Raw genomic sequence first — 7,609 nt, forward strand, 5'->3', positions numbered from 1 at the left:
CGATGGCCGGGCGAGCGGTCCTCTCCTGCCTGAGAACGAGTGTCCGCCGTAGCGGCATCACGTACGGAAACGAACAAGAGGGGGGACAGCTGTGCCTGCTCCACGGATGAGCACCACACCACTGCCCGGCATCGGGGTCCAGTACGACCTCACCACCCGCGAGCACCGCCACCTGTCGGTCGTCGCGCACCGCGACGGAACGCGGACCGTGAACCTCTACCGCGCGGACGACCCCGACGCCTGCGCGCAGTCCCTGCACCTGACGGGCCCGGAGACGGCCTCGCTGATCGACGCGCTGATGCCCGCCCACCACAGCCCGAACGTGCTGCACACCACCGACCTCGGCCTGGTGGCCGAACGGATCGAGCTGTCCGCCCACTCGCACTGGAACGGGCGGGTGCTGGGCGAGACGCGGATGCGGACCGAGACGGGCGTCTCGATCGTGGCCGTACTGCGCCGCGCGGAAGCCCGTCCCTCGCCCGCGCCCGACTTCCGCCTGGCGGGCGGGGACACCCTCATCGTGATCGGCACCCGCGAGGGCGTCGACTCCGCCGCCGCGATACTCGGACGGGAGTGACGCCCGTGCATTCCGCTGTCTTCCTCATCGAGTTCGGCGCGATCATCCTCGGCCTGGGCCTGCTCGGCCGGGTGGCCGGACGCCTGAAGTTCTCCCCCATCCCCCTCTACCTCCTGGCCGGTCTGGCCTTCGGCACCGGCGGACTGCTGCCCATGGGGGCCAGCGAGGAGTTCGTCGCGATCGGCGCCGAAATCGGCGTGATCCTCCTCCTGCTCATGCTCGGCCTGGAGTACACCGCTTCGGACTTGGTCTCCAACCTCAAGACCCAGTACCCGGCCGGGCTGGTCGACTTCGCCCTGAACGCGGTGCCCGGCGCGGTGGCAGCCCTGCTCATGGGCTGGGGCCCGGTGGCAGTCGTCGTCCTGGCCGGCGTCACGTGGATCTCCTCCTCCGGGGTCATCGCCAAGGTCATGGGAGACCTCGGCCGGGTCGGCAACCGAGAGACCCCGGTCATCCTGTCCATCCTGGTCCTCGAAGACCTCGCGATGGCGGTCTACCTGCCGATCATCACCGCCCTCCTCGCGGGCGTGAGCCTCGCCGCGGGCAGCGCGACCCTGGCCATCGCCCTCGGCGTCGCCGGCGCCGTCCTGTTCATCGCGGTCCGCTACGGACGCCACATCTCCCGCTTCGTCTCCAGCGACGACCCCGAGAAGCTCCTCCTCGTGGTCCTCGGCCTGACCCTGCTCGTCGCGGGCATCGCCCAGCAACTCCAAGTCTCGGCCGCGGTCGGCGCGTTCCTCGTCGGCATCGCCCTCTCCGGCGAGGTCGCGGAGGGCGCCCACACACTGCTCAGCCCGCTACGGGACCTGTTCGCGGCCGTGTTCTTCGTCTTCTTCGGCCTGCACACCGACCCCGCGAGCATCCCGCCGGTGTTGCTGCCCGCCCTCGCGCTCGCCCTGGTCACGGCGGGTACGAAGATCGCCACCGGGTACTGGGCTGCGAAGCGCGCCGGGATCGGGGTGAAGGGGCGCTGGCGGGCCGGCGGCACGCTGGTGGCGCGCGGCGAGTTCTCCATCGTCATCGCGGGTCTTGCTGTGTCGGCGGGGATCGAGCCCGCGATGGGCCCGCTGGCCACCGCATACGTGCTGATCCTTGTCGTGATCGGTCCGCTGACCGCCCGCTACACCGAACCCGTGGCCACCTGGGTCAGCCGCCGCCATACCCCGCCGGAGTCGGCCGCCCCGGCTGCGGTGCCCGCGCAGCCGGGCCTCAAGGACCAGGCCCAGGATCCGGTCGGACGCGCGTGAGTGAGGGCTCTTGGCCGGCGGGCACCAGCAGAGAGACCATGCTGCTGCTCGCCGCCCGCCGGCACTTCGGCCTCCCCGCGGACGCGCGCCTGCGATGACAGCTGCGGGTTCGTGCGGCCGGACACGGTGCGCGACGGGACGTGGTCGCCAAGAACGCACGGTGCGTCTGCACGATCTCCGCGTCGATCGAGCAGGTGACCCTTCACTTCCCTGGTCACGAATGCCGATGGGTGCAGCCTCCGGCCGCGCAGGACATCACTGGCACCCTCTTGACGGCGGCGCACGAGACGCGTCAAGCCGCCGTCAGGGGCACGTCAGCGTGCGCCGTCGGTGATCCGGAAGCGCAGGCGGCAGATGACGGCGTCGGTGTCGCGGCGGACGGCGTGGGCGACGACGGAGCCGCGCTGGTTCTGGAGCATCCGCTGCCACAGGTGGGCGGGTTCGGTCTCCGGGATGAGCACGGTGACCTGCGCCTCCGGGTGGGTTTCCGCAAGCGTGCGGACGTACGCGGACACCGGGCGGCCGAGCGAGCGGGTGTCCGAGGCCACCTCGATGAGCTCGACTCCGGGGTTCCACAACTCCCAGTCCCTGCTCAGCGCTTCGGCCGTCTTCCGGTCCTCGTCCGCGGGGTGGGTGACGGTGACGGCGAGGACTTCGTCGCCGAGGGAACGGGCCGCGGTGAGGGCCTGGCAGGTCAGCTTCGAGAGCCCGGAGACGGGCACCACGACGAGTGACCGGGAACGGTGCGGCGGCTGCGGGACACGGCCGAGTTCGAGGCGTTCGCCGATCTCGGAGTAGGTGCGGTGGATCTTCTCGAAGCCGAGGACGATGAGCGGCAGGGCGAGGACGATCAGCCAGGCTCCCTCGGTGAACTTGGTGGCGGTCACGACCACCGCGGAGACACCGGTCAGCAGCGCACCGAAGCCGTTGAGGGCCGCTTTGGCCTGCCAGCCCTTCGGGCGCTCGCCGTTCCAGTGCAGGACCATCCCGACCTGGCAGATGGTGAAGCCGACGAACACGCCGATCGCGAAGAGCGGGACGAGGGTGTTGGTGTCGCCGCCCGAGAAGACCAGCAGTGCGGCGGATACGACGGCCAGCGTGAGGACGCCGTGCCGGTGGACCTGGCGGTCGGCCTTGAGGGCGAAGAAGTGCGGCAGGTGGTTGTCACGTGCCAGCAGGCTCATCAGGACGGGGAGCCCGCCGAAGGAGGTGTTCGCGGCGAGCGCGAGCAGCACCATGGTGGCGAACTGGACCACGTAGAAAGCCGCGTTGTGGCCGAAGGATGCGTCCGCGAGCTGGGCGAGGACGGTCACGCCCTCGACCGGCTGGAGGTGGAAGCGGCCGATGAGGATCGACAGGCCGATCAGCATGACGCCGAGGAGGGCGCCGAGGGCGACCTCGGTGCGCTGCGCGCGGCGGGCGGCCGGGGCGCGGAAGGACGGTACGGCGTTGGCGACGGCCTCGACGCCCGTCAGGGCCGAGCAGCCGGCGGCGAAGGCCTTGAGGAGCAGGAGCGCGCCGACGGTGGTGGCGCCCTCGCCGAGCGCGGAGGCGTGTCCGGCAGCGGAGGCGGTGCTGACCGGGCCGTCGCGGAAGAGGCCGACGGTGATCATCGCCAGGATGGAGCCGACGAAGAGCGCGGTCGGTACGAGGAAGGCCTTGGCGGAGTCGACGACCCCGCGCAGGTTCACGGCGGTGACCAGGATCAGGACCGCGAGGCAGATCCAGACCCGCTCTCCGTGCAGCCCCGGGAAGGCCGAGGTCAGGGCGGCCACGCCGGCGGTGACGGACACCGCGACGTTGAGGACGTAGTCGAGGATGAGCGAGGCCGCGGCGACGAGGCTGGTGCGCCGGCCGAGGTGCCGCTTGGCGACCGCGTACGAGCCGCCGCCGTCCGGGAAGGCGGCGATCACCTGCCGGTAGGAGGCCACCAGTACGGCCAGGAGCGCGGCGATCGCCAGGGTGACGGGAAGCGTGAAGCCCATCCCGTACGCGCCGGCCGCGGCCAGCACAAGCACGATCGACTCCGGCCCGTACGCGACGGACGCCATCGCGTCGAGGGACAGGGCGGCGAGACCTTGGAGTGCCGTCAGTTTGTGCCGGTCGCCGGCCACGGTCGCGCCCGTATCAGGAGGCTGCTCCTGGCTCGGCCCCTGAACCGTCGTGGTCGCTTTTCCTAGCTGTATGGCCATGACGCCGTTCCCTCCGAGTGAGCAAAGTCAGCACAGCGTCGAGGGCGTACGAGACGGCCGCCAGCACCCTTGCCGCGTTCCATACGCCCACCCCGCGCTTCTTCACGTGTTTCATACGCGCAGGCGACGGAGGCGTATGAGGTCCATCAAGAGGTGCTGTCGCGCGTTGCCCCGGCTCCGTGGAGGGGCACGCTTGTGAGGGGCGACACCGGCCCGACCGGAACACACGAGGAGAGCAGCCTCATGGACGCGGAGAACGTGGTCGGCTTGGTCATCTCCCTGGCACTGCTCGGTACCTCGCCGTCGCGCTGATCAGGCCCGACAAGTTCTGACGGCACTCTGCATCAAGATCGACTCGTCCGGACGGGAGGCTTCACATGTCCGGGTACTGGTTCCGTTTCCGCGATCACATCGCTCTGACCGCGGGCCTCGTGGCCCCCTTCCTGGTCGCGCTCGTGCTCGCGCCCTTCCGCGCGGACCTCTCGTCGACGAACGCAGCGCTGGTCTTGGTCGTAGCGGTGGTCGCGGTCGCCGCGCTCGGCACACGGGCGGCCGGAGCGCTGGCCGCGCTCTCGGCGGCGGCCTGGTTCGACTTCTTCCTCACCGAGCCTTATCAGCGGTTCGCCATCACCGACCGCGCCGATGTCGAGACGGCGGTCCTGCTACTCGCCGTCGGCCTGATCGTCTCGCAGCTTGCCGTACGCGCCCGTCGCCTCCAGGCAGTCGTGGTCACCGACACCGCGCACCTGTCGAGCCTCCAGGGGACCGTCCGGCTGGCCGAGGACGGCGGCTCCCCCGAGGACGTCGTCGAGTACGTACGGCGCGAACTGGTCGGGCTCCTGGGGCTGCGGAGCTGCCGCTTCGAGTACGGGGCCCTGATGGGCAACCTGCCCCGGCTCGAACACGGCGGCGGTCTGTGGGCGCGCCGCGGGACCCGTATCACTCAATACGCGGACTGGCCCGAGGGTGAGACGGAGCTGCGCGCCGTCGGCGGCGGGCACTACTACGGCCGCTTCCTCCTCGAACCGCACCCCGGCCGCCCTCTGCCCACCGAGGAAGCCCGGCTGGTGGCCGTCGCGCTGGCCGCACAGGCCGGCGCCGCCCTCGACTCTGCCGGCCTGTCCCACCAGGGCTGACCGCTCGTAGGTGCACCGCCGCGTAAGGGCGGCGTCAAGGGTTCCCCTCCTGCCGTAAGGACCCCGTCAAGGCGTCTTAACACCCGGGTGAAGACACGGTTGTCTCGTCGTCATCGGCCATCTGGCCGATTCATTTCTTCCCTTCTTCACTCAGGAGCTCACGATGGCCGATCTGGCCTTCGTCGTCACCACGGTCGCGGTGTTCGCGCTGGTGGCTCTCATCGCCCGAGGGGTGGCCAAGCTGTGACCGTCGAGAACATCGTCGGCCTCGTCGTGGCCGTCTCGCTGCTGGGTTATCTGATCCTCGCCCTTGTGTACCCGGAGAGGTTCTGAGCATGAGCCCCGTTACCGCTGGTGTGCTCCAGCTGCTCGCGCTGATCGGCGCGCTCGCGCTGGCCTACCGTCCGCTCGGCGATTACATGGCCCGGGTCTACTCCTCCGAGAAGCACTACAAGCCGGAGAAGTGGATCTACAAGGCCATCGGCGCCAACCCCAACGCCGAGATGCGCTGGCCCGCCTACCTGCGCGGCGTCCTCGCCTTCTCCGCCGTGAGCGTCCTCTTCCTCTACGGCCTGCAGCGGGCGCAGGGGATCCTGCCCGGCTCGCTCGGCTTCTCCGCGATCGACCCGGACCAGTCCTTCAACACCGGCGCCTCCTTCGTCGCGAACACCAACTGGCAGTCGTACTACGGCGAGCAGGCCATGGGTCACGTCGTACAGACCGGCGGCCTGGCGGTGCAGAACTTCGTGTCCGCCGCCGTGGGCATGGCCGTGGCGGTGGCCCTCGTACGGGGCTTCGCGCGCTCACGCACCGGGGAGCTCGGCAACTTCTGGTCGGACCTGATCCGCGGCACCGTCCGCATCCTGCTTCCCCTCTCCGTGATAGGCGCGCTCGTCCTCGTCGCGTGCGGTGTCATCCAGAACTTCGCCGGCATCCATGAGGTCGGCCAGTTCATGGGCGGCACCCAGCAGTGGAACGGCGGGGCGGTCGCCTCGCAGGAGGTCATCAAGGAGCTGGGCACGAACGGCGGCGGCTACTTCAACGCCAACTCCGCCCACCCCTTCGAGAACCCGACCCCCTTCTCGAACCTCTTCGAGATCTTCCTGATCCTGGTCATCCCCTTCGCGATGACCCGCACCTTCGGCCGCATGGTCGGAAACCTGCGTCAGGGCTACGCGATCCTCGCGACCATGGGCATCATCTGGATCGTCTTCACCGGTCTGATGATGTGGACCGAGTTCAACCACCACGGCCCGGCGCTCGACGCGGCCGGTGGGGCGATGGAGGGCAAGGAGACCCGGTACGGCATCGCCGCCTCCTCGATCTTCTCGGTCGCGACCACGCTCACTTCCACGGGTGCGGTCAACTCCTTCCACTCCTCCTACACAGGCCTCGGCGGCGGGATCCAGATGCTGGGCATGCAGCTCGGCGAGATCGCGCCCGGCGGCGTCGGCTCCGGGCTCTACGGCATGCTGATCATGGCGATCATCGCGGTGTTCATCGCCGGCCTGATGGTCGGCCGCACCCCCGAGTACCTCGGCAAGAAGATCGGCACCCGCCAGATCAAGTTCGCCGCCTGCTACATCCTCATCACCCCGGCCCTCGTGCTCGGCTTCACCGCCGCCGCCATGGCCTTGCCCACGCCGGGCAACTCGATGACGAACTCCGGGGCGCACGGCTTCTCCGAGATCCTCTACGCCTACACCTCGGGCGCCAACAACAACGGCTCGGCCTTCGCGGGCCTGAACGCCGACACCCAGTGGTTCAACAGCACCATCGGCATCGCCATGCTGCTGGGCCGCTTCCTGCCCATGGTGTTCGTCCTCGCCCTGGCCGGCTCGCTGGCCGAGCAGAAGCCGGTCCCCGAGACAGCAGGAACGCTGCGCACCGACAAGCCGCTCTACGCGGGCCTGCTCGTCGGCACGATCGTCATCATCACCGGTCTGACCTACTTCCCGGCCCTGGCGCTGGGTCCGCTCGCCGAAGGGCTCGCATCATGAGCACCGCCACGCCCACCAGGGCTCCGCACCAGGACGTGCCCACCGGCCACAAGCCGGACGGCGGGCGCGTGGGCGGCGGCCTCTTCGACCCGAAGCAGCTGCTGAAGTCCTTCCCGGACGCCGTCCGCAAGCTCGACCCGCGCATCATGATCAAGTCGCCGGTCATGTTCGTCGTCCTGATCGGCTCGGTCGTCACCACCGTCCTGGCGATCAAGGACGCGACCGACTGGTTCGGCTGGGCCATCACAGCCTGGCTGTGGCTGACCACCATCTTCGCCAACCTCGCCGAAGCCGTCGCGGAGGGCCGGGGCAAGGCCCAGGCCGAGACCCTGCGCAAGGCCAAGACCGACACCGTCGCCCGTCGCCTGAACGGCTCGGCGGAGGAGCAGGTGCCCGGCACGGAGCTCCGTATCGGCGACCTGGTCGTGTGCGAGGCCGGGGACGTCATCCCCGGCGA

Annotated in this window: 6 protein-coding genes and 1 pseudogene; 6 read left to right on the plus strand and 1 reads right to left on the minus strand. The window is 69.8% G+C overall.

Features of this window, described 5'->3' with window-relative positions:
* Window positions 1-106: 106 nt before the first annotated feature.
* The gene (locus tag ACFYYB_RS41345; RefSeq protein WP_389443755.1) at window positions 107-577 is read left to right on the plus strand and encodes a cation:proton antiporter regulatory subunit; all 471 of its coding nucleotides are present in this window, start codon (window positions 107-109) and stop codon (window positions 575-577) included.
* Between the two features lie 5 nt (window positions 578-582).
* Window positions 583-1,824 (plus strand): cation:proton antiporter, encoded by a 1,242-nt coding sequence (locus ACFYYB_RS41350; protein ID WP_389443757.1) that lies wholly within the window; start codon window positions 583-585, stop codon window positions 1,822-1,824.
* Between the two features lie 314 nt (window positions 1,825-2,138).
* Here the strand turns inward: ACFYYB_RS41350 and ACFYYB_RS41355 are convergent, their stop codons facing one another.
* Window positions 2,139-4,016, minus strand: a complete 1,878-nt coding sequence (locus ACFYYB_RS41355; protein WP_389443759.1) for an APC family permease — start codon at window positions 4,014-4,016, stop codon at window positions 2,139-2,141.
* Window positions 4,017-4,393: 377 nt separating this feature from the next.
* Here ACFYYB_RS41355 and ACFYYB_RS41360 point away from each other — a divergent pair, with 377 nt between their 5' ends.
* From ACFYYB_RS41360 to ACFYYB_RS41375, 4 genes and pseudogenes are all read left to right on the plus strand, one after another.
* Window positions 4,394-5,152, plus strand: a complete 759-nt coding sequence (locus ACFYYB_RS41360) for a DUF4118 domain-containing protein (RefSeq protein ID WP_389443761.1) — start codon at window positions 4,394-4,396, stop codon at window positions 5,150-5,152.
* Window positions 5,153-5,395: 243 nt separating this feature from the next.
* Window positions 5,396-5,485 (plus strand): K(+)-transporting ATPase subunit F, encoded by a 90-nt coding sequence (gene kdpF / locus ACFYYB_RS41365; protein WP_351374607.1) that lies wholly within the window; start codon window positions 5,396-5,398, stop codon window positions 5,483-5,485.
* Window positions 5,486-5,487: 2 nt separating this feature from the next.
* Complete coding sequence (gene kdpA / locus ACFYYB_RS41370) at window positions 5,488-7,152, plus strand: potassium-transporting ATPase subunit KdpA (protein ID WP_389443764.1); 1,665 nt, start codon at window positions 5,488-5,490, stop codon at window positions 7,150-7,152.
* Window positions 7,149-7,609: pseudogene (locus tag ACFYYB_RS41375) on the plus strand (potassium-transporting ATPase subunit B); the annotation flags it as partial. The gene kdpA and the pseudogene ACFYYB_RS41375, both read left to right, overlap by 4 nt.

This window comes from Streptomyces sp. NPDC002886 (assembly GCF_042888445.1).
Lineage (GTDB): Bacteria > Actinomycetota > Actinomycetes > Streptomycetales > Streptomycetaceae > Streptomyces.